Origin of the sequence: Pseudomonas sp. RIT288 (assembly GCF_000631985.1) — a bacterium.
GTDB lineage: Bacteria > Pseudomonadota > Gammaproteobacteria > Pseudomonadales > Pseudomonadaceae > Aquipseudomonas.
Map to the genome: position 1 here is coordinate 1 of NZ_JFYN01000021.1, position 18,136 is coordinate 18,136.

The following is an 18,136-nucleotide window of genomic DNA, read 5'->3' on the forward strand; positions in this document are numbered from 1 at the left end:
GGTTCGAGTCCTGGTCACGGAGCCAATTTCAAACCGGGGTATAGCGCAGTCCGGTAGCGCGCCTGCTTTGGGAGCAGGATGTCAGGAGTTCGAATCCCCTTACCCCGACCATTTTTGGGTCGTTAGCTCAGTTGGTAGAGCAGTTGGCTTTTAACCAATTGGTCGTAGGTTCGAATCCCACACGACCCACCATTTTTGAAACCAGGTAACACTGGGATCGAATCTTAAGATCAGAGGCCAAAAGCGCTGATCGAAGAAGGCGATCTTTGATAGGTCGCCTTTTTTTTACCGGGGTATAGCGCAGTCCGGTAGCGCGCCTGCTTTGGGAGCAGGATGTCAGGAGTTCGAATCCCCTTACCCCGACCATTTTTGGGTCGTTAGCTCAGTTGGTAGAGCAGTTGGCTTTTAACCAATTGGTCGTAGGTTCGAATCCCACACGACCCACCATTTTTGAAACCAGGTAACACTGGGATCGAATCTTAAGATCAGAGGCCAAAAGCGCTGATCGAAGAAGGCGATCTTTGATAGGTCGCCTTTTTTTTACCGGGGTATAGCGCAGTCCGGTAGCGCGCCTGCTTTGGGAGCAGGATGTCAGGAGTTCGAATCCCCTTACCCCGACCATATTAAAAATCCTCGTATCGAAAGATACGGGGATTTTTTTTGTCCTTGCGAAAGACAATTCCCTTCAAGCCATCGTACAACGTGCCGATAGCCCGCTAACAAGAGGGGACTGCCGCTGTTCGCCCCTTCAATCTGGCCAATACAAGAATAAGGGCGTTCGTCATGTTGCTTCGTCAGTTGAATATTGCTCCCCGTGCCGCACTGGGTTTTGCCCTGATCGCGGTCTTGGTGGCGCTGCTTGGCGTATTTGCCTTGGGGCAGATGTCGAGCATTCGTGACAGTGAGGTCGCGGTAGAGAACCAGTGGCTGCCGAGCATTCGCGGCGGTGACGAGATTCGCGAGTTGATGTTGCGGATCCGCACGATTTCCCTGCGCATGGCACTTGATCAGGATCCGCAGAACATCGCGACTTACCGCAGCCAGATGGACACCCGCGACAAGGAGCTGAGCGAGAAGATCGCCGCCTACGACAAACTGGTCACCACGCCGGAAGGCCAGCAGCTCTATGACCAGTTCAAAAAAACCTTCGCCGCGTATCGCACCGGCATCGCGCAATCCTTCACCCTGGCCGATCAAGGCAAGCGTGACGAACTGACCAAACTGTTGCTGATTGATATGAAGACCGTGGTCGACGGTTCCGGCAAGCAGCTCAATGACCTGGCGGATCTGTTCACCAGGCAGGTTGCCGCGGAAAGCCAGAAATCCGCTGACCACTATCAGACCTCGCGCACCATCGTCAGTCTGTTCATCGCGCTGGCGGCGCTGGCCACGGTGGCGCTGGCGATGTTGCTCACCCGCAGCATTGTCCGACCGCTGAGCACCGCTGTCAGTGCTGCCGAAAACGTGGCCCGTGGCGACCTGACCCGACCGATCGAAACCCACGGTAACGATGAAGTCAGCCGATTGCTCAAGGCGCTGGCGACCATGCAGCAGAATCTGCGGGAAACGCTGCAAGGCATCAGTGGTTCGGCCACGCAACTGGCGACCGCTGCTGATGAACTCAACGCGGTGACGCTCGACAGCACACAAGGCCTGCAGCAGCAGAACAACGAAATCGAACAGGCCGCCACGGCGGTCAATGAAATGACCACAGCCGTTGAAGAAGTCGCTCGCAACGCCGTGTCGACGTCCGATGCCACCCGTCAATCCAGTGAGTCGGCACAACTGGGGCAGGCGCGGGTCAGTGACACCGCGTCGGCCATCAATGCGCTGGCCAGCGACGTGCAGCACACCGGCGAGTTGGTGCAATCGCTGGCCAACCAGTCACAGGACATCGGCAAAGTGCTGGATGTCATCCGTGCGATTGCCGAGCAGACCAACCTGCTTGCGCTCAACGCCGCCATCGAGGCAGCCCGTGCAGGGGAGAGCGGACGCGGTTTTGCGGTGGTCGCCGATGAAGTGCGGGCGCTGGCCTATCGTACGCAGCAGTCGACGCAGGAGATCGAGCAGATGGTGCAGGGCATGCGCAGTGGTTCAAGCCTGGCGCTGGATTCGATGCAGGCCAGCGCTGCCCGGGCCACGACCACGCTGGCGTTGGCCGAGCGCGCCGGGGAGGCGCTGGAAACCATCACTGCGTCAGTGCATGAGATCCATGAACGCAATCTGGTGATCGCCAGTGCGGCGGAGGAGCAGGCGCAAGTCGCCCGGGAAGTGGATCGTAATCTGGTGAACATTCGCGACTTGTCGGTGCGTTCGGCAGCGGGTGCCGATCAGACCAGTGCATCGAGTCATGAACTGTCGCAACTGGCCAACGCGTTGCAAGGCATGGTGCGCCGCTTCCAGCTCTGATGAGCAGAGATCGATTGTAGGAGTGAGCCTGCTCGCGATAGCGGTCCGTCATACACCGCTTCATTGCCTGAACCACCGCTATCGCGAGCAGGCTCACTCCTGCATTTGTTGCGGCTGCCTGCGAATTTTGTGTGCAGCACAAAACAATGTGGGAGCAAGCCAGCTCCCACAGTTTTTTGTTTTAGTGCAGCTTCAGGCGTGGCTCGGTGCCGCGACCGATCTTGCTGCCCAGCATCAGCATCGCCGTGCGGAACGGTCCGTACAGCGCCATCTGGTGCATGCGGTACAGCGACACGTAGAACATCCGCGCCAGCCAGCCCTCCAGCATCACACTGCCGGTCAGGTTGCCCATCAAGTTACCTACAGCGGAAAAACGCGACAGCGAAATCAGCGAGCCGTAGTCGGTGTACTTGTACTCCGGCAGGGTTTTTCCCTCGATGCGCAGCTTCAGTGATTTGGCCAGCAGCGACGCTTGTTGGTGCGCGGCCTGTGCTCGCGGCGGCACGTTGCGATCCGAACCCGGTTGCGGGCAGGCGGCGCAGTCGCCAAACGCGAAGATGTTTTCGTCGCGGGTGGTCTGCAGTGTCGGCAGCACTTGCAGCTGGTTGATGCGGTTGGTTTCCAGGCCGTCGATGTCCTTGAGGAAACCCGGCGCGCGAATCCCGGCGGCCCAGACTTTCAGGCTGGCCTTGATCACGTTGCCATCGGCGGTGATCAGGCTGTCGGCGGTCACTTCGCTGACCGAGGCGTTGGTCATTACATTGACCCCGAGTTTCTCCAGAGTCTTGTGCACCGGGCCGCTGATGCGCTCCGGCAGGGCTGGCAACACCCGTGGGCCGGCTTCGATCAGGGTGATGTGCATGTTCTCCGGTTTGATCCGGTCCAGACCATAAGCCGCCAGCTCATGCGCCGCGTTGTGCAGTTCTGCCGCCAGTTCGACGCCCGTAGCGCCGGCACCGACGATGGCCACGCTGATCTGTTCTACCACATCGGTCTGCCCGGCATGCGCGCGCAGGTAGTGATTGAGCAATTGCTGGTGAAAGCGTTCGGCCTGTTTGCGGGTGTCGAGGAACAGGCAGTGCTGTGCTGCGCCCTGGGTGCCGAAATCGTTGGTGGTGCTGCCGACACTGATGACCAGCGAGTCGTAGGCCACTTCACGCGCCGGTACCAGTTCCACGCCGTTCTCGTCGTAGGTGGCGGCCAGCTGGATTTTCTTCTGCGCGCGATCAAGCCCGCTCATGCGCCCCAGCTGGAACTCGAAGTGGTTCCATTTCGCCTGGGCAACATAGTTGAGTTCGTCTTCGGAAGAGTTCAGCGATCCGGCGGCCACTTCGTGCAGCAGGGGTTTCCAGATGTGCGTGAGGTTCGCGTCGACCAGCATCACACTGGCCGTGCCGCGCTTGCCCAGGGTCTTACCCAGACGGGTAGCCAACTCCAGACCGCCGGCGCCGCCGCCGACAATAACAATACGATGGGACATAGGGATAACTCGCAAGGTTTTTAAAGGAAATCGGTGCGGTTACCCGAGCGAGCGCGAGGCAGCTCATAGCGTCAGGTAACTGATTAATCGGCTCAGCAGGCCCAGACCAATGGTCACTGCCAGCACCAGCACCAGGAGCATCCACGGCCGGAAAGGCCGGCGCTCGACACGGTGTTGGGACAACTGCAGGTACTCTTCGACATGCTTTTGGTCTTCGGGGTTCAGGCGGCTGGTCATAAAGGCCTCGTCAGGTAGACGTTGCTGGATGTGCAGAAGCTACAGCGGTTTTCAACCGGGGTTGAACGCAGCATAGCCGCTGTCCGGAACCGGTTCGACAGACACACCGTCGTCGAGGCGAATGATCCCGCTTTGTAACACCCGCGCGGTAATTCCACCATGCCCGCGCACGGCTTGAAAGGTGCCGGGGCCGAGGTTGTTTTGCAGGCGCGCGCAGGGCTGGCACCAGCCCGTGGTCTCGAAAATCGCCTGGCCAATGCGAAAGCGCCGCCCCTTGAGACTGAACAGATTGATCCCGCTGACTACCAGATTGCGTCGCAGATCTTCAGGCCTCACGGGTTGATCGGCAGGCCGGCCCATCAACGCACTGATGACCGCGAGGTGTTCGAATTGGATCAACGTCACCTGGCGAGCATTGCGCACGCCGGGGCGGGCGTGATCGCCGGTCAGTCCGGCCTCCAGTCGCGCTTCCACGGCGTCGAGTTCGAGCATCGGCCCGCGAGACTCGGGGCGCACGCCGATCCAGCGCACGCGACCGCTCTGCGGCACGTCGGCAATCAACTGCTGCAGCGGCGTCACAGGCTGATCCCGACATCGAAGACGATGCTGCGACCGAGGTTGCTGCGCAGAAAGTCCGGCGCATCGGGATGGGCAAAGAGCACCCTGGCGAAGGTCGGGCCGACCAGCGACAGCGAGCGCCAGCCCTGACGCAGATACTCGGTCGGCGGTGGAAAGTGGCTGTTCAGGTCCAGCACCTCGCGCTTGAGGCTGGCGAAGGCAATGATGTCCAGTTCGCCCAGATCCATGCCGCGTTCCTTGTAGTTGTGCGCTTTTTTGCGCAAGGTCGGTGCCAGTCGCAACAGGAACTCATTGGCCGGGATCCGCCGCGGCTTGGCTTCACGGCGCACCAGTTGGCTGAGGGAAAACGCACTGCGGCGGCGTTGCAGCTCATCGCGCCATTCGTCGTTGAGTCGGCGGCCTTCATCGAGAACGAAGAACACTTCGAAATTGGCATCGCGAAACAGCACGTCCGGCGGCTCGCCCGCGGGGGCGAACTCATCGGCACGATAAGGGATGTTCAAGCCTTGCAGCAGGCGCTGGCAGACCCAACGCTCACGCTCCCATTTGCGGGCATTGGACAGGAACGCGTTGGCTTGCTCGGCCGCAATGGTCAGCAGGCGTAAGTAATCTGAGTCATCCATAGCCCAAGCTTAGCGTTCAAATGCGACAAGCAGATAGCTTTGCATTGGCTGATGCTCACCATGCCGCGGTGTAGACTTGGACAACATGGATTGCGACATCCGGTAGGAGCTGCCGAAGGCTGCGATCTTTTGACTTCAAAGAGAAAAATCAAAAGATCGCAGCCTTCGGCAGCTCCTACAGGGGGAATAGCGTGAGGGAGACATGATCGGTGCCGAACTGCTGTCCTCGACCAGCCTGACACTCGGCTGGCTGATTTACCTGCCGGTGCTGTTGTGGGCGATCTGCCGTGCGCCGTGGGTCGAGTTGTTCAGTGACAGTCGGCGTCAGCATCTGCTGTTCGGCACGGTGTTCGCGTTGTTTCTGCTGTGGATGGTACGCAGGGATTTCGACACCGGGGTCTCTTACCACTTCATCGGCATGACCGCCGTGACGCTGTTGCTCGACTGGCCGCTGGCGATCGTCGGCGGGCTGGTGGCACAGCTCGGGCTGGTGTTGCTCGGACGTCAGGATCTGGCGGCGGTCGGGGTCAACGGGACATTGTTGATCCTGTTGCCGGTGTTGATCACCGAGTGTGTGGCGATCCTCGTCGAGCGTGCCCAGCCGCGTAATCCGTTTGTGTATATCTTCTGTTCCGGGTTCTTTGCCGCGGCGTTGTCCGCATTGCTGTGTCTGACGCTGAGTCTGGGCCTGCTGTGGTACGACGGCCTGTTCGCCATGCCTGAATGGCTGGAAGATTTCATCGGCTACCTGTGGCTGCTGATTTTCCCGGAAGCCTTTATCAACGGCATGGTGATCAGCGCGCTGGTGGTGTTCAGCCCCGAGTGGCTGGAAACCTTCAACCGTACCCGCTACCTTTCGGCACCGTGGAAGGACGACGATCCCAAGTCTTGATCCACATCAAATCCGCCCCCCGCGCGGCATTTCATGCTCGGCCAAATTCCTTCAGGAGCAGCGGCATGAGTGTTTACGAGTGGGCGAGGCAGGAGACGCGGCAGAGTCTGGACATGGCGCTGGAGGTGGGCTTCGATCCGGGCCTGAGTTTGCGCGCCTTGCTCAGCGCGGTGGTGCAGCAGAGCAAGACGGTGCGCAACGCCGAAGACCTGGCCGACGAGTTGCGCTTTCTCGCGGAAAACCTCGACGACGATCAGGACTACGGCTTCATGCGGCCCTGATCGCGATCAGTGACGCGGGTCGAAATCGCCGGAGAACATTTCGTCTTCGGCATCCGGGGCGACCGGAATCTTGTGCTCTTCGGACGCCCAGGCGCCGAGGTCGATCAGCTTGCAGCGATCGGAGCAGAACGGGCGGAATTTGTTCTCTGGAGTGAATTCCACGGGGGCGCCGCAGGTTGGGCATTCGACGGTTGTAGGGCTCATGACTGGCCTCCGGATAAAGTCAGGTAAAAGTGATGCAGACGCTCGACTTCGCTGTGCAGCCAGGCGAGGTCGCGGTCGTTGACCACCACATCGTCGGCACGGCTCACGCGATCTTCGCGGCTCGACTGGGCCTTGAGGATCGCCTGGACCTGCTGTTCGCTGGTCTGGTCGCGCTGCAAGGTGCGTTCGATCTGCAGTTGTTGCGGGGCGTCGATCACCAGGATGCGCTGGGTCATCGCGTACTGCCCGGACTCGATCAGCAACGGTGAAACCAGAATCGCGTAAGGCGATTTTGCCAGCCCCAGATGATGCGCGATTTCCTCGGCGATCAACGGATGCAGCAGGGCTTCGAGCCAGCGGCGCTCTTCCGGCACTTCAAAAATCAGTTTGCGCAGGGCCGCACGGTCCAGCGTGCCATCGGCCTGCAGCACGCCCGGGCCGAAGTGTTCGGCAATTTTCGCCAGTGCCGGACGCCCCGGCTCGACCACCCAGCGCGCTGCGTGATCGGCGTCGACCACATGGACTCCGAGGTCGATGAAATGCTGGGCAGCGGCGCTTTTACCGCTGCCGATGCCGCCGGTCAGGCCGAGAATCCAGGGTTTTTCCACAGGGGTATTCATTTCAAACCGACAAACTGCCAATAGAAGTCGGTTATTTGACCACCCCAGAGCAAGGCAATCCAGCCGGCAATTGCCAGATACGGGCCAAAGGGGATCGGCGTCGAGGTTTTCTGCTCACGCAGACGCAGCAGAATCACCCCGACGATCGCCCCCACCAGCGACGACAACAGGATCGTCAGCGGCAGAATCTGCCAGCCGCCCCAGGCCCCGAGCAGCGCCAGCAGCTTGAAATCCCCGTGGCCGATGCCGTCCTTGCCGGTCAGCAGCTTGAACAGCCAGAACACCGACCACAGCGCCATGTAGCCGGCCACCGCGCCCCACAGTGCCGCGTGCAGCGAGACGAACAGCCCGAAACTGTTGACGATCAGTCCCAGCCACAACAATGGCAACACCAATACATCGGGCAGCAGTTGATGTTCGGTGTCGATCAGACTCATTGCCAGCAAGCCCCAGGTGAGGACGATCAACAGGCCGGCCGCCCAGCCGAAACCCAGATGCCAGGCGACGAATGCCGAGAGCAGGCCGCAGGCCAGTTCGGTCAGGGGATAACGTTTGCTGATCGGTGCGGCACACGCGGAGCAGCGCCCCCGTAGAAGCAGATAGCTGAGCAGCGGAATATTTTCCCATGCTCGAATCCGGTGGCCGCAATGCGGGCACTGGGAGTGCGGCAGCATCAGGTTGTAGATTGGCAGTGGGGTTTCGCTCGGCAGGCCGAGGACGTCCTGGGCCTGCTGGCGCCAGTCGCGCTCGAGCATTTTCGGCAGACGCCAGACCAGCACGTTGAGAAAGCTGCCGACCACCAGACCCAGCAGCAGGGCGGTGCACACAAAGGCCAGCGGATACAGACTGAAGAGTTCGTCGATAGGCATGTCAGATCGCTGAGCCGAGCTGGAAAATCGGCAGGTACATGGCCACGACCAGCCCGCCGACGATGACCCCGAGCACCACCATGACGAACGGCTCCATCAGGCTGGTGAGGTTGTCGACCATGTTATCCACTTCCTCTTCATAAAAACCGGCGACCTTGTCGAGCATGTCATCCAGTGCGCCCGATTCCTCACCGATGGCAGTCATCTGCACCGCCATGTTGGGGAAGACTCCGGTGCTGCGCATCGAGAAATTCAGCTGCATGCCGGTGGCAACGTCCTGGCGGATGCGCAACACCGCGCGTTTGAACACCACGTTGCCGGTGGCGCCGGCCACCGAATCCAGTGCCTCCACCAACGGAACGCCGGCGGCGAAGGTGGTCGACAGGGTGCGGGCGAATCGCGCCACTGCCGATTTGTACATCAGCGTGCCCACCAGCGGCAGCTTCAGCAGCCAGGTGTCCTTGCGGTCGCGCAATGCCTGGGATTTCTTCAGCGCATGACGGATGCCGAACACCGCCGCGATCAGAGCGCCAAGCACCACCCACCACCATTGCTGCATGAACTCCGAGATGCTGATCACCATCAGGGTGAAGGCCGGCAATTCGGCGCCGAAGCCGGAAAATACCGACTGAAACTGCGGTACCACTTTTACCAGCAGAATCCCGGTGACGACCATTGCCACCAGCACCACGGCGCTGGGGTAGGTCAGGGCTTTCTTGATTTTGGCCTTGAGTGCTTCGCTTTTTTCCTTATACGTCGCGACCCGTTCGAGCAACGTATCGAGTGCACCGGATTGCTCGCCGGCATCCACCAGGTTGCAATACAGCTCATCGAAATACTGCGGTTTCTTGCGCAGGGCCGCGGCGAAGCTGTTGCCGGCGGCCACTTCCTGCTTCACCTCGTCCACCAGTTTGCGCATTGCCGGGTTATCGAAGCCTTCGCCAATGATGTCGAACGACTGCAACAGCGGTACGCCGGCCTTCATCATGGTTGCCATCTGCCGGGTGAACAGGGCGATGTCCTGGGCCTTGATGCGTTTGCCGAGGCTGAGCAAGGAGGTGGATTTCTTGCGCACCTTGCCCGGGTTGATCCCCTGTTTGCGTAGCTGGGCCTTGATCAGCGCGGGGTTCTGCCCGCTCAACTCGCCCGTGACCTTGCTGCCTTTGCGATCCGTGCCTTCCCAGGCGTAGATACTGATTTTCGCTGCCTTGACCGCCATGTTCAGTCCTTGGTGACCCGGTTGATTTCTTCCAGGCTGGTGATGCCTTGCATGGCCTTGCGCAGGCCAGAGGTGCGCAGGTCGTCGAAGCCATCGCGACGCATCTGGCTATCGATTTCCAGCGAGTTGCCTTCGGCCATGATCAGCCGTTGCAGATCAGGGGTGTTTTTCACCACTTCGTAAATCCCCACGCGTCCCTTGTAGCCGCCGTTGCAGAGGTCGCAACCGACCGGCTCATAGATCGTGAAACTGCCGATCTGTTCCGGCGGGAAACCTTCCTTGATCAGCGTTTCGCGGGGGATCTCGATCGGCTTCTTGCAGTGGCTGCAGAGCTTGCGCGCCAGGCGCTGGGCGATGATCAGACTGACCGAGGTGGCGATGTTGAACCCGGGGATGCCCATGTTGTGCAGGCGGGTCAGGGTTTCGGCGGCGCTGTTGGTGTGCAGCGTGGACAGCACCAGGTGACCGGTCTGCGCAGCCTTGATCGCGATTTCGGCGGTTTCCAGGTCGCGGATTTCCCCGACCATGATCACGTCCGGGTCCTGACGCAGAAATGAGCGCAGAGCCTGAGCAAAATCCAGCCCCTGCTTGGGATTGACGTTGACCTGGTTGATGCCTTCCATGTTGATTTCCACCGGGTCTTCGGCGGTGGAAATATTGATGTCGACGGTGTTGAGGATATTGAGGCCGGTGTACAGCGACACGGTTTTCCCCGACCCCGTAGGCCCGGTTACCAGAATCATCCCCTGCGGCTGCTTGAGCGCGGCCATGTACAGGTCTTTCTGCGCCGGCTCGTAACCCAATGCATCGATGCCGATCTGCGCGCTGGACGGGTCGAGAATCCGGATCACCACTTTTTCGCCCCACAGGGTCGGCAGAGTGTTGACCCGGAAGTCGATCGACTTGGTCTTCGACAGGCGCATCTTGATCCGCCCGTCCTGCGGTTTGCGCCGTTCCGAGATGTCCAGGCTGGCCATGACCTTCAGGCGTGCGGCGATTCGCCCAGCCAACTGGATCGGCGGTTTGGCCACCTCGCGCAGGATGCCGTCGGTGCGTACTCGCACCCGGAAGGTTTTCTCGTAGGGTTCGAAGTGCAGGTCGGATGAACCACTCTTGATCGCGTCGAGCAGCATCTTGTGCACGAAACGCACGACCGGCGCGTCGTCGGCGTCGAGACCGCCGATGGCGTCCTGGCGGCTGTCGTCGACGGACTCGACATCCACGCCGTCGAGATCGACGTCGGCCATTTCTTCGAGGCCGCTGGCGTGGGTGTCGAAGAATTTCTCGATGGCCTCGGTGAGCTTGTCGTCCTCCACCAGAATGGCTTCGGTGCTCAGCCCGGTGCTGAACTGAATGTCATTGATCGCCTGTTGATTGCTCGGGTCGGAAATGCCGACGAACAGTTTGTTGCCGCGGCGCCACAAGGGCAGTGCGTGGTGCTGGCGAACCAGTTTTTCACTGACCAGGCCTTTGGGCTGGGTTTCCTTGTCCAGGCAATTGAGGTCCATGAAGGCCATGCCGAAATGCTCGGAAGCGATCTCTGCGACTTGTGAGCTCTTCACCAGTTTGTTCTGCACCAGATAGCTGACCAGCGACAGCCGATTGCGCTGCGCCTGTTGCCAGGCCTGCTGGGCGCTTTTTTCCGTAAGCAGTTCGGCCTGTACCAATTGCTTGGCCAGACCGCTCAGAGCGATGTCATTCATGGGGATTCCGGATGCTGACAGTTCATGACTTATAGCCTAGTCAAGTGACAGCGCCAAACACGCCCGGTACAGGTGACAAAAAGTGTCAGATAGTGCGGTTGCAGGTTGTAGGAAATGACATCACACGCGCTTTGCGCCCAATGGGCGGGGCCTGGAAGGCATTGGCATGGCCTATGCTGCGTCCCTTTCAGATCATGAGATTTCGACTCATGCATGGAGCGTGTCTATGAAAAAACAACAAGGTTTTACTCTGATCGAGCTGCTGATCGTGGTGGCAATCATCGGGATTCTGGCGACGATTGCCCTGCCGCAGTATTCGAAGTATCAGGCGCGATCAAAAGTGACTGCGGGGCTGGCGGAGATCAGTGCGATGAAGGTGCCGTTCGAGGACACCATCAATCAAGGTACCGCTCCGGACATAACCACTGTGAATGGCGGTACAACCACCACCTCCAACTGTACGGTGGCGGTTACAGGCACAGCGGCGACGGGGGCGGGCAGCATCAGCTGCACGCTGCTCAACGCTCCGGGACCGGTACTGGGCAAAACCATCACGCTCACTCGTTCGGGCGCTGCTACCGGTAATACCTCTGGTGTGTGGACCTGTGCCACTACTGTTAACCCGGATTATTCGCCAAAAGGCTGTACCGCCAGCGGTACGTGATCGCTAGCGCGTGACGACCGAATGCCCTGCCACGCAGGGCATTTTTCTTTGCTCGGTGAAAATAAAAGTCTCCATAATTTCAGCGCCTTAGGAACTTTCCAAAAAACCGCAACTTGCATGTGAAATTTCCCCGAGTCATGCATTTTGCATGAATCCGGAATTTTCCATTATCTATAAGCTGTTGATTTATATGGGTTTTATGTCTTTCAAAAAGTTGGCACAACGTTCGCAACTACCTCGGTAACCCTGCTGACAAGTAATCCAGCAGACTTTCCAGAAAAACAGGAGTTACTCGTATGAAGAAGTTCGCTATCACTGCCGCTGCTGCTACCGCGCTGACCCTGACCATGGCTTCCGGTGCTTTCGCACAATCCACCCAGGCTACTCAGGCTCCAATGACTCTGGCTGCCGGTGAAGTCACCCAGGCTAAAGAAGCTACTTCTGACACTTGGATCACCACCAAAGTCAAAGCTGACCTGGTCACCGAAAAAGGCATTCCAGGTACCGACATCAAAGTAGAAACCAACAAAGGCGTTGTATCGCTTTCGTCGACTACTGCTGTAACTGAATCGCAGAAAGACGTAGCTGTTGCGATCGCCAAGAAAATCAAAGGCGTCAAAGCGGTCTCCGCTGACGGCCTGAAAGCCGAGTAAGGCATGACTTCTCGCCTGAACCGGGAGAAGACGCGACAGACGGGCCGAGCAATACGTCTGCCGCAACTTTAGAGTTCATGCGAACGGTCACACGGATGTGACCATTACAGGCCCCGGCACTTGTGTCGGGGCCTGTTCTATTTGGTAGAAGCAAAGATCTTTCAGTTACCGCGCTTGCTGTTGATCTGCCGCAGACGATTGCCTTCAAAGCGCAGGTACTGGTACATGCCGTTGCTCGGACCGTAGGTCCATTCCTCGACCTGAAACTCTTCGCGGCGGTTGGCGCTGCGCTTGTAGCCGAGGACATCGCGGCTGACCGGTTCGCCACACTTTTGCAGCACTTCGCTGGCGCGGTCACCGAGACTGACCAGTTGGCTGCCACAACGCAGCGTGTCGGAGGCCAGAACCGGGCTGGCGACGAGCAGCAGCGTCAGCGCAACCCGCCATTTGTGACTCATCATTCGGCGTCCAGGTGCATTTGCGTCACGACCCGACCATCGCTTTCGGCCTCGCCAAGGTTGGCGTCGATGAAGTACACCCGGTCATCCGCCAACTGGCCTTTGTCGACCAGATAGTCCTTGATGCTGCTGGCGCGTTCCTGACCCAACTGCCGCAGCAGCACATCGCTGGAACTCCAGAACTTGATCACGCCATCACGCATTTTCGCTGTGCGTTCTTCCTTGCCCAGATCCTTCCATTCGGCCGGTGGCTGGGTTTTCAGACGGGTACGGTAGATGCCTTCAAGCAACGGGCCTTTCTCGCTTTCCGGCACTTGCAGCAGGGAAGCCTGGGCCGGCACTTTGTCGCCCCGACGCTGGAGCATCTTGTAGTAGTTGTACTGGTATTCGCGCTCCAGACGCTGCTCGGCAATCAACGGACCGTCGCTGCTTTGTGCGGCAGTGCCTTCGATTTCCAGACGCAGGGCCGGACGTTCCTTGAGGGCTTGGGACAGTTTGTCCAGTGCTGATTCGGCGTCCTTGCTCAGATCGCTTGACCCCGGGGCAAAGGACACGGTGCCGAGATCCTCGGATCCGCCGCCGCTGACCAGTCCGCCAATCAGCTTGAACGGCGCGGCAGCCGCTTTGACGATCAGGTTGCGCAGGGTCTGCCAGACAATCGGCATCACGCTGAACTGCGGGTTGTTGAGGTCGCCGGTCACCGGCAGTTCGATGGAGATCTTGCCATCGACGTCCTTGAGCAGGGCTATCGCCAGTTTCAGCGGCAGGCTCACGGCATCCGGGCTGTCGACTTTTTCACCGAGTTGCAACTGCTCGACCACCACTTTGTTTTCAGCCTTCAACTGGCCCTTGGTGATCAGGTAGTGCAGGTCGAGGTTGAGCCGGCCCTTGCGGATTCGGTAACCGGCGAACTTGCCGGAATACGGGGTCAGGGTGGTCAGCTCGACGCGTTTGAAACTGGTGGCGATGTCGAGGCTGGCCATCGGGTCGAACGGATTGACCGCACCTTTGATGGTCACCGGGGCATAGCGATCAACCTTGCCCTTGATGTCGACGCTGGCTGGTTTCGCCTGACGACTGTCGATGGTGCCGATCTGGCCGTTGAGCTGTTGCACTGCCGTAGCGAAATTCGGCGTCAGGCTGAAGTCGGCGAAGTTGGCCGAGCCGTCGTTGATCGCAATCGCGCCGATGTGAATACCCAGTGGTTTGTCTTTGCTGGCCGGTTTCGCCGCTGCGTTTTTCGCACCATTGTCGGCAGGCTGCGGGATCAGCAGATCGTCGATGTTGGTGGTGCGGTCATCGTTGATCATGAAGCGCACGTAAGGCTGGAACAGGTTGACCTTGTCGATCGACAGGCTGTCACCGTGTTGATAGTTGATGCCTTCAACCACCACTTGCTGCCACTTGAGGAAGTCGCGGGTTTTCAGGGTATCGAGGGTGTGCAGTTGATCGATCTGCGCACGCCCGGTCACGCCGAGTGCCAGAGGGGCGGTGCTCTTGAGGTTGACCTTGAGGTCGCTGCCGAGCATGCCGCTGCGCAGCTCCAGGCGAATGAACGGATTGATGTAGGACTGCGCGACACGCAGATCGATGTCCTGGGTTTTCACATTGAGCTGGGCGGTGACCGGCGCGAGGTTGACCACCCCGTCGGCGTTGATCTTGCCTTGCTTGCCCAGGCCGCTGTCGAGCCTGACCTTGAAGGGCGAACCGTTGAGGCTGTCGAAATCCTGCAGGTCGATATTCAGCGGAGTGACATCCAGTGCCACCGGCGGGTTGGCCGAACGGTCGGCGAGATGCACGGTGTAGTTGCGTAGCTGGACGTCTTTGAGCAGCACTTGCCAGGGCTTGCTCGGAGCGGTCGGCTCTTTCGGCGAATCGGCGGCGGCCGGAGTGGTCTTGGGTTCGGCGGCGGCCTTGGCGGCAGGTTTCGATGGCTGGCTGGCGAACAGTTTCTGCCAGTCGAGCTGGCCGTCGGCTTCGAGCGCGGCCCAGGTTTCCAGTTTGTTGCTGCGGATCTTGCCAACCACCACTTGCTGTTTGGCCAGGTCCAGTGAGGTCTCGCTGACGTCGAGGCGTTCAAGTTTCGCCAATGGGCGTCCGTCCGGCGCCTTGATCGCGAACGGCGCAATGCTTACCGCGACGTTGTTCAACAGCAGTTCGGTTTCTTTCGACAGATTGAGTTTGTACTCGGTGCTGAGATTCAGCACGCCGTCTTCGAGTACCAGCGGCAGCGCGTCACGCACGTAAGGCCAGAAGGATTTCATCTTGCCGTCGGTGACTTTCAACGTCCCCTCGGAGGTGAACGGGATCAGGCTGAAATTGCCTTTCCAGTCGATCTGCCCACCGGCCGGGCCGGCGGCGACCAAGGTCATGTCGGCGTTATCGTCGGGGAGGGTGCTGAGGTTTTTCAGCTCGAAGTCGAGTTTGTCGTAGATGAACTCGATCGGTTCACTCGGCCGGGCGTCCTGGAAATGTACGTTGCCAGCGGCCAGCTGGATGCGATCGATGCGCAGCGGGAACGGTTTGGCATTCGGATCGGCCGGGGTCGGTTCGCTGGCGGGAATCTTGAACAGGCCCAGCAGATTGAGCTGGCCGTCCTTGGCGAAGAGGATTTCGGTCTTCGGCTTGTCCAGCTCGATATCGGCCAGATGCAGGGCTTTGGTCCATAGGCTGTCGAGTTGCAGGTTGGCGTACAGCCGCTCGAAGCCGACCTGCTCCTTGCCCGGCTCACCGACGACCAGCCCCCACAGGGTGACTTCAAGGCTGAACGGATTGAGTTCGATGCGCTGGATATGCGCAGGCACCGTGGCGTAGTTCGCCAGTTGCTGGTTGGCGATACGCAGTGCGATGCCCGGCAAAATCAGAAACCCCAGCAGGCTGTAGAGGGCCAGAGCAGTCAACAAGGCGCCAATCGCGCGAATCAATCCTTTGGGCATGTGCGGCTTCATCTCTGAATCGGAGTGCCTTGGAGTATGGCACGCGATTCTGGTTCCGAAGTACCTCGTGGGGCGCAGGATTGTTCAGATTTTTCAGCAATACATGTAGGAACTGCCGCAGCCTGCGATCTTTTGCTGTTGATTTTCAGCATCAGGATCAAAAGATCGCAGCCTGCGGCAGCTCCTACCGGAGTGCGGTTACAGCTGCAGGATCAGGGTTTTCAGCGGTGGCTGTTGATCCAGCGACGGGAAGTCCGCGCCCGGCGTCATCACGCTCCATTCGCGAACCGGTCGCCCGGCCTTCTCGGCACAACGCAGGACCTGTTCGCGCCAGTCGTCCATGCTGACTTTTGCCAGGTTGTTGCAGCAGATCAGCACGCCGTTGTCAGCGGTGGTCAGCAGCGCCGGCTTGAGCAGGCTCTGATAGTCGCGCAGCAGGTCGACGGTGCCGAAGGCGCTCTTGGCCCAGGCCGGTGGGTCGAGCAGCACCAGATCGTATTGACGCGGGTCGAGGCGCTGATAGCTCGGCAGTTTCTGCCCGCGCCGCTGACTGATCGGCAGTCCGGCGAGCTGACGGATCGCCGGGAAGTAATCGGACTGGATGAATTGCATCTCGGGCAATTGTGGGTTGAGCAGACCGTTTTCGCGGCCGACCGCCAGATTGCCTTCGGCGAAGTCGAGGTTACACACCTCGCGCGCGCCACCGGCAGCGGCACTCAGGCCGACGCCACAGGTGTAGGCAAAGAGGTTGAGCACGCTTTTGCCCTTGGCGTGTTCCTTGACCCAGCCGCGGGTGTTGCGCAGGTCGAGAAACAGCAGCGGATCCTGCCCGGCATGCCGCCCGCGCACGCGATAGTTCAGGCTCCATTCGTGACCGACCAGATCCGCCAGCGCGGCGTCGTCGGCTTTGTAGACGCTGTCTTCGCGGTCGATCCGCGAGTTGCCACGGGAGCGGTCGTTGTAGACCAGCAGGGTTTCGAAGCCCAGGGTCTGATTGACCATGGCGTGCAGTTGCAGCAGGTCGTCACGCTCCAGGGTCTGGTGAAAACTCTGCACCAGCAATTGCGGGCCGTAGCGGTCGACGGTCAGGCCACCGGCACCTTCTTGGCTGCCGTGGAACAGCCGATAGCAATCAGTGCCCTGGCTGTGCAGCTCGGCGAGCAGATCCTGGCGTTGGTCGAGGGCGGCGCGCAGCGCCTGATTCAAGGAAGACATGCGTGCGCCTTGCTGGTGAGAATGGGGGCGCGGGAGTTTAGCAGTTACCGATGCCCTGAGACATTGCGCAGATCTGTGGCGAGGGAGCTTGCTCCCGCTCGAGTGCGAAGCGCTCGCAACATTCCGAGGGTCGCTGCGCAACCCAGCGGGAGCAAGCTCCCTCGCCACAGGGTTCTGTATATGGATCAGGTCAGCAGTCCCATCCGTCGTTTCGCTCGTTGTACCGAGCCATTGCGCATTGCCCAGCGCAGCATCGGCGCACTGCGCCTGACGCTGGCGCGGATCAACTGGCGTTGCAGCGGATTCTGACGGACATCGAACATGGCGCTGGCCCAGTCCGGCAGCAGATCGATGCCGGCCTTCATCATCAGGTCGCCAAAGGGGCGGGCCAGGACGCTCGGGGCCGGGGCGTCGAGCAGCAGGCGCAGGACTTCGCGACTGCGTTCATCACACAGCAATTGCGGGCGCATGCGCTGCAGATAGTCGGCCACGGCCTGCCGCGATTTCGGCACATTCCGCGCACCCAGACGCTCGGCGACCACGGCGATTTCCGCGTAGTAACGATCCTGATCCGTCCCCGACAATTGCGGGTTGCGGTAACGCAAATGCGCGGCGAGGAAGTTGCTGACCTCGGCCATATGCACCCAGGTCAGCAGGTCCGGATCGCTGGCGGCATACGGCCGGCCGTCCGGCGCGGTACCGACCACTTGCAGGTGAATGGTGCGCACTTTGTCGATCAGCCATTCGGCGTCGCGGCGCGAGCCGAAGGTGGTGCCGGAGACAAACTGACTGGTGCGGCGCAAACGCCCGAGCATGTCCTGGCGAAAATTCGAATGATCCCAGACCCCGGCCAGTGCCAGCGGATGCAGGGCCTGCAGCAACAAAGCGCTGATGCCGCCGATCAGCATGCTGCTGAAATCGCCATGCACCTGCCAACTGACCGAGTCCGGCCCGAACAGTCCGGGATCGCCCTTGGGGTTTTCCAGATCGAGCTGACCGAGGGACAGACCAGTCAGGCTCATGAGTTGGTTTTCGATACGGCTGCGGATGAATTCCATGACAACTCATTGGTGGTGGACGGGCGCGGCCGGTTG

18 protein-coding genes, 5 tRNA genes and 1 pseudogene are annotated in these 18,136 nt (G+C 60.0%); 11 read left to right on the forward strand and 13 right to left on the reverse strand.

The features are described from left to right. Positions 1–34: 34 nt before the first annotated feature. From BW33_RS17910 to BW33_RS30535, 7 genes and pseudogenes are all read left to right on the forward strand, one after another. Positions 35–111 (forward strand) — tRNA-Pro (locus BW33_RS17910). A 5-nt stretch (positions 112–116) separates the two neighbouring features. After that, positions 117–192 (forward strand) — tRNA-Lys (locus tag BW33_RS17915). A 97-nt stretch (positions 193–289) separates the two neighbouring features. Continuing rightward, positions 290–366 (forward strand) — tRNA-Pro (locus BW33_RS17920). Between the two features lie 5 nt (positions 367–371). Continuing rightward, positions 372–447, forward strand: a tRNA-Lys gene (locus BW33_RS17925). 97 nt (positions 448–544) lie between these two features. Continuing rightward, positions 545–621 (forward strand) — tRNA-Pro (locus tag BW33_RS17930). 162 nt (positions 622–783) lie between these two features. Continuing rightward, positions 784–1,554, forward strand: a pseudogene (locus tag BW33_RS30530) (MCP four helix bundle domain-containing protein); the annotation flags it as partial. Then, positions 1,546–2,409, forward strand: coding sequence for a methyl-accepting chemotaxis protein (locus BW33_RS30535; RefSeq protein ID WP_410017547.1), 864 nt, complete (start codon positions 1,546–1,548; stop codon positions 2,407–2,409). The pseudogene BW33_RS30530 and the gene BW33_RS30535, both read left to right, overlap by 9 nt. Positions 2,410–2,590: 181 nt before the next feature. On the opposite strand, the gene BW33_RS17940 is transcribed toward BW33_RS30535, so the two are convergent. The 4 genes from BW33_RS17940 to BW33_RS17955 all read right to left on the reverse strand — a co-directional run bounded on the left by BW33_RS17940 (position 2,591) and on the right by BW33_RS17955 (position 5,328). Then, a complete protein-coding gene (locus BW33_RS17940; RefSeq protein WP_047600277.1) occupies positions 2,591–3,889 on the reverse strand; it encodes an NAD(P)/FAD-dependent oxidoreductase in 1,299 nt (432 codons plus the stop codon). Between the two features lie 63 nt (positions 3,890–3,952). After that, positions 3,953–4,126: a DUF3094 family protein gene (locus tag BW33_RS17945; protein WP_003228304.1), complete on the reverse strand. Its 174-nt coding sequence runs from the start codon at positions 4,124–4,126 to the stop codon at positions 3,953–3,955. 51 nt (positions 4,127–4,177) lie between these two features. Beyond that, positions 4,178–4,705: an MOSC domain-containing protein gene (locus BW33_RS17950; protein WP_047600278.1), complete on the reverse strand. Its 528-nt coding sequence runs from the start codon at positions 4,703–4,705 to the stop codon at positions 4,178–4,180. Further along, positions 4,702–5,328 (reverse strand): DUF1780 domain-containing protein, encoded by a 627-nt coding sequence (locus BW33_RS17955; protein ID WP_003228301.1) that lies wholly within the window; start codon positions 5,326–5,328, stop codon positions 4,702–4,704. The genes BW33_RS17950 and BW33_RS17955 overlap by 4 nt, the downstream gene beginning before the upstream one ends. Before the next feature lie 202 nt (positions 5,329–5,530). Here BW33_RS17955 and BW33_RS17960 point away from each other — a divergent pair, with 202 nt between their 5' ends. Further along, positions 5,531–6,220 carry an energy-coupling factor ABC transporter permease gene (locus BW33_RS17960; RefSeq protein WP_047600279.1) on the forward strand — a complete coding sequence of 230 codons (690 nt, stop codon included), beginning with the start codon at positions 5,531–5,533 and terminating at the stop codon, positions 6,218–6,220. A 65-nt stretch (positions 6,221–6,285) separates the two neighbouring features. After that, positions 6,286–6,501 (forward strand): hypothetical protein, encoded by a 216-nt coding sequence (locus tag BW33_RS17965; RefSeq protein ID WP_003228298.1) that lies wholly within the window; start codon positions 6,286–6,288, stop codon positions 6,499–6,501. Positions 6,502–6,507: 6 nt separating this feature from the next. Here BW33_RS17965 and yacG read toward each other — a convergent pair whose 3' ends face one another. The 5 genes from yacG to pilB are packed head-to-tail and all read right to left on the reverse strand — an operon-like array spanning position 6,508 to position 11,116. Further along, the gene (yacG, locus tag BW33_RS17970; RefSeq protein ID WP_003228296.1) at positions 6,508–6,705 is read right to left on the reverse strand and encodes a DNA gyrase inhibitor YacG; all 198 of its coding nucleotides are present in this window, start codon (positions 6,703–6,705) and stop codon (positions 6,508–6,510) included. Beyond that, positions 6,702–7,325 (reverse strand): dephospho-CoA kinase, encoded by a 624-nt coding sequence (gene coaE, locus BW33_RS17975; protein ID WP_047600280.1) that lies wholly within the window; start codon positions 7,323–7,325, stop codon positions 6,702–6,704. Before coaE ends, yacG begins: the two co-directional genes overlap by 4 nt. After that, positions 7,322–8,194, reverse strand: a complete 873-nt coding sequence (locus BW33_RS17980) for a prepilin peptidase (protein ID WP_047600281.1) — start codon at positions 8,192–8,194, stop codon at positions 7,322–7,324. The genes coaE and BW33_RS17980 overlap by 4 nt, the downstream gene beginning before the upstream one ends. 1 nt (position 8,195) lies before the next feature. After that, entirely contained in the window at positions 8,196–9,413 is a 1,218-nt protein-coding gene (locus BW33_RS17985) for a type II secretion system F family protein (RefSeq protein WP_047600282.1), read from the reverse strand. Positions 9,414–9,415: 2 nt separating this feature from the next. Further along, complete coding sequence (gene pilB, locus BW33_RS17990) at positions 9,416–11,116, reverse strand: type IV-A pilus assembly ATPase PilB (RefSeq protein ID WP_047600283.1); 1,701 nt, start codon at positions 11,114–11,116, stop codon at positions 9,416–9,418. 226 nt (positions 11,117–11,342) lie between these two features. On the opposite strand from pilB, the gene BW33_RS17995 reads away from it, so the two are divergent. Next, complete coding sequence (locus BW33_RS17995; protein WP_047600284.1) at positions 11,343–11,780, forward strand: pilin; 438 nt, start codon at positions 11,343–11,345, stop codon at positions 11,778–11,780. Between the two features lie 296 nt (positions 11,781–12,076). After that, a complete protein-coding gene (locus BW33_RS18000; protein ID WP_047600285.1) occupies positions 12,077–12,433 on the forward strand; it encodes a BON domain-containing protein in 357 nt (118 codons plus the stop codon). Between the two features lie 161 nt (positions 12,434–12,594). Here BW33_RS18000 and BW33_RS18005 read toward each other — a convergent pair whose 3' ends face one another. The 4 genes from BW33_RS18005 to BW33_RS18020 form a co-directional block, all read right to left on the reverse strand. Further along, positions 12,595–12,891 carry a DUF2845 domain-containing protein gene (locus BW33_RS18005; protein WP_047600286.1) on the reverse strand — a complete coding sequence of 99 codons (297 nt, stop codon included), beginning with the start codon at positions 12,889–12,891 and terminating at the stop codon, positions 12,595–12,597. Beyond that, complete coding sequence (locus BW33_RS18010; RefSeq protein ID WP_047600287.1) at positions 12,891–15,839, reverse strand: DUF748 domain-containing protein; 2,949 nt, start codon at positions 15,837–15,839, stop codon at positions 12,891–12,893. The genes BW33_RS18005 and BW33_RS18010 overlap by 1 nt, the downstream gene beginning before the upstream one ends. A 186-nt stretch (positions 15,840–16,025) precedes the next feature. Then, positions 16,026–17,042: a class I SAM-dependent rRNA methyltransferase gene (locus tag BW33_RS18015; protein ID WP_047600288.1), complete on the reverse strand. Its 1,017-nt coding sequence runs from the start codon at positions 17,040–17,042 to the stop codon at positions 16,026–16,028. 185 nt (positions 17,043–17,227) lie between these two features. Then, the gene (locus BW33_RS18020; RefSeq protein WP_047600289.1) at positions 17,228–18,100 is read right to left on the reverse strand and encodes an oxygenase MpaB family protein; all 873 of its coding nucleotides are present in this window, start codon (positions 18,098–18,100) and stop codon (positions 17,228–17,230) included. Positions 18,101–18,136 lie beyond the last annotated feature (36 nt).

What these genes read in the sequence shown, in the direction of transcription:
- BW33_RS30535 (WP_410017547.1), top strand. Translation starts at nt 1,546, where the DNA reads ATGCAGCAGAATCTGCGGGAAACGCTGCAAGGCATCAGTGGTTCGGCC.
- BW33_RS17940 (WP_047600277.1), bottom strand. Translation starts at nt 3,889, where the DNA reads ATGTCCCATCGTATTGTTATTGTCGGCGGCGGCGCCGGCGGTCTGGAG.
- BW33_RS17945 (WP_003228304.1), bottom strand. Translation starts at nt 4,126, where the DNA reads ATGACCAGCCGCCTGAACCCCGAAGACCAAAAGCATGTCGAAGAGTAC.
- BW33_RS17955 (WP_003228301.1), bottom strand. Translation starts at nt 5,328, where the DNA reads ATGGATGACTCAGATTACTTACGCCTGCTGACCATTGCGGCCGAGCAA.
- BW33_RS17960 (WP_047600279.1), top strand. Translation starts at nt 5,531, where the DNA reads ATGATCGGTGCCGAACTGCTGTCCTCGACCAGCCTGACACTCGGCTGG.
- BW33_RS17965 (WP_003228298.1), top strand. Translation starts at nt 6,286, where the DNA reads ATGAGTGTTTACGAGTGGGCGAGGCAGGAGACGCGGCAGAGTCTGGAC.
- yacG (WP_003228296.1), bottom strand. Translation starts at nt 6,705, where the DNA reads ATGAGCCCTACAACCGTCGAATGCCCAACCTGCGGCGCCCCCGTGGAA.
- coaE (WP_047600280.1), bottom strand. Translation starts at nt 7,325, where the DNA reads ATGAATACCCCTGTGGAAAAACCCTGGATTCTCGGCCTGACCGGCGGC.
- BW33_RS17980 (WP_047600281.1), bottom strand. Translation starts at nt 8,194, where the DNA reads ATGCCTATCGACGAACTCTTCAGTCTGTATCCGCTGGCCTTTGTGTGC.
- BW33_RS17985 (WP_047600282.1), bottom strand. Translation starts at nt 9,413, where the DNA reads ATGGCGGTCAAGGCAGCGAAAATCAGTATCTACGCCTGGGAAGGCACG.
- pilB (WP_047600283.1), bottom strand. Translation starts at nt 11,116, where the DNA reads ATGAATGACATCGCTCTGAGCGGTCTGGCCAAGCAATTGGTACAGGCC.
- BW33_RS17995 (WP_047600284.1), top strand. Translation starts at nt 11,343, where the DNA reads ATGAAAAAACAACAAGGTTTTACTCTGATCGAGCTGCTGATCGTGGTG.
- BW33_RS18000 (WP_047600285.1), top strand. Translation starts at nt 12,077, where the DNA reads ATGAAGAAGTTCGCTATCACTGCCGCTGCTGCTACCGCGCTGACCCTG.
- BW33_RS18005 (WP_047600286.1), bottom strand. Translation starts at nt 12,891, where the DNA reads ATGAGTCACAAATGGCGGGTTGCGCTGACGCTGCTGCTCGTCGCCAGC.
- BW33_RS18010 (WP_047600287.1), bottom strand. Translation starts at nt 15,839, where the DNA reads ATGAAGCCGCACATGCCCAAAGGATTGATTCGCGCGATTGGCGCCTTG.
- BW33_RS18015 (WP_047600288.1), bottom strand. Translation starts at nt 17,042, where the DNA reads ATGTCTTCCTTGAATCAGGCGCTGCGCGCCGCCCTCGACCAACGCCAG.
- BW33_RS18020 (WP_047600289.1), bottom strand. Translation starts at nt 18,100, where the DNA reads ATGGAATTCATCCGCAGCCGTATCGAAAACCAACTCATGAGCCTGACT.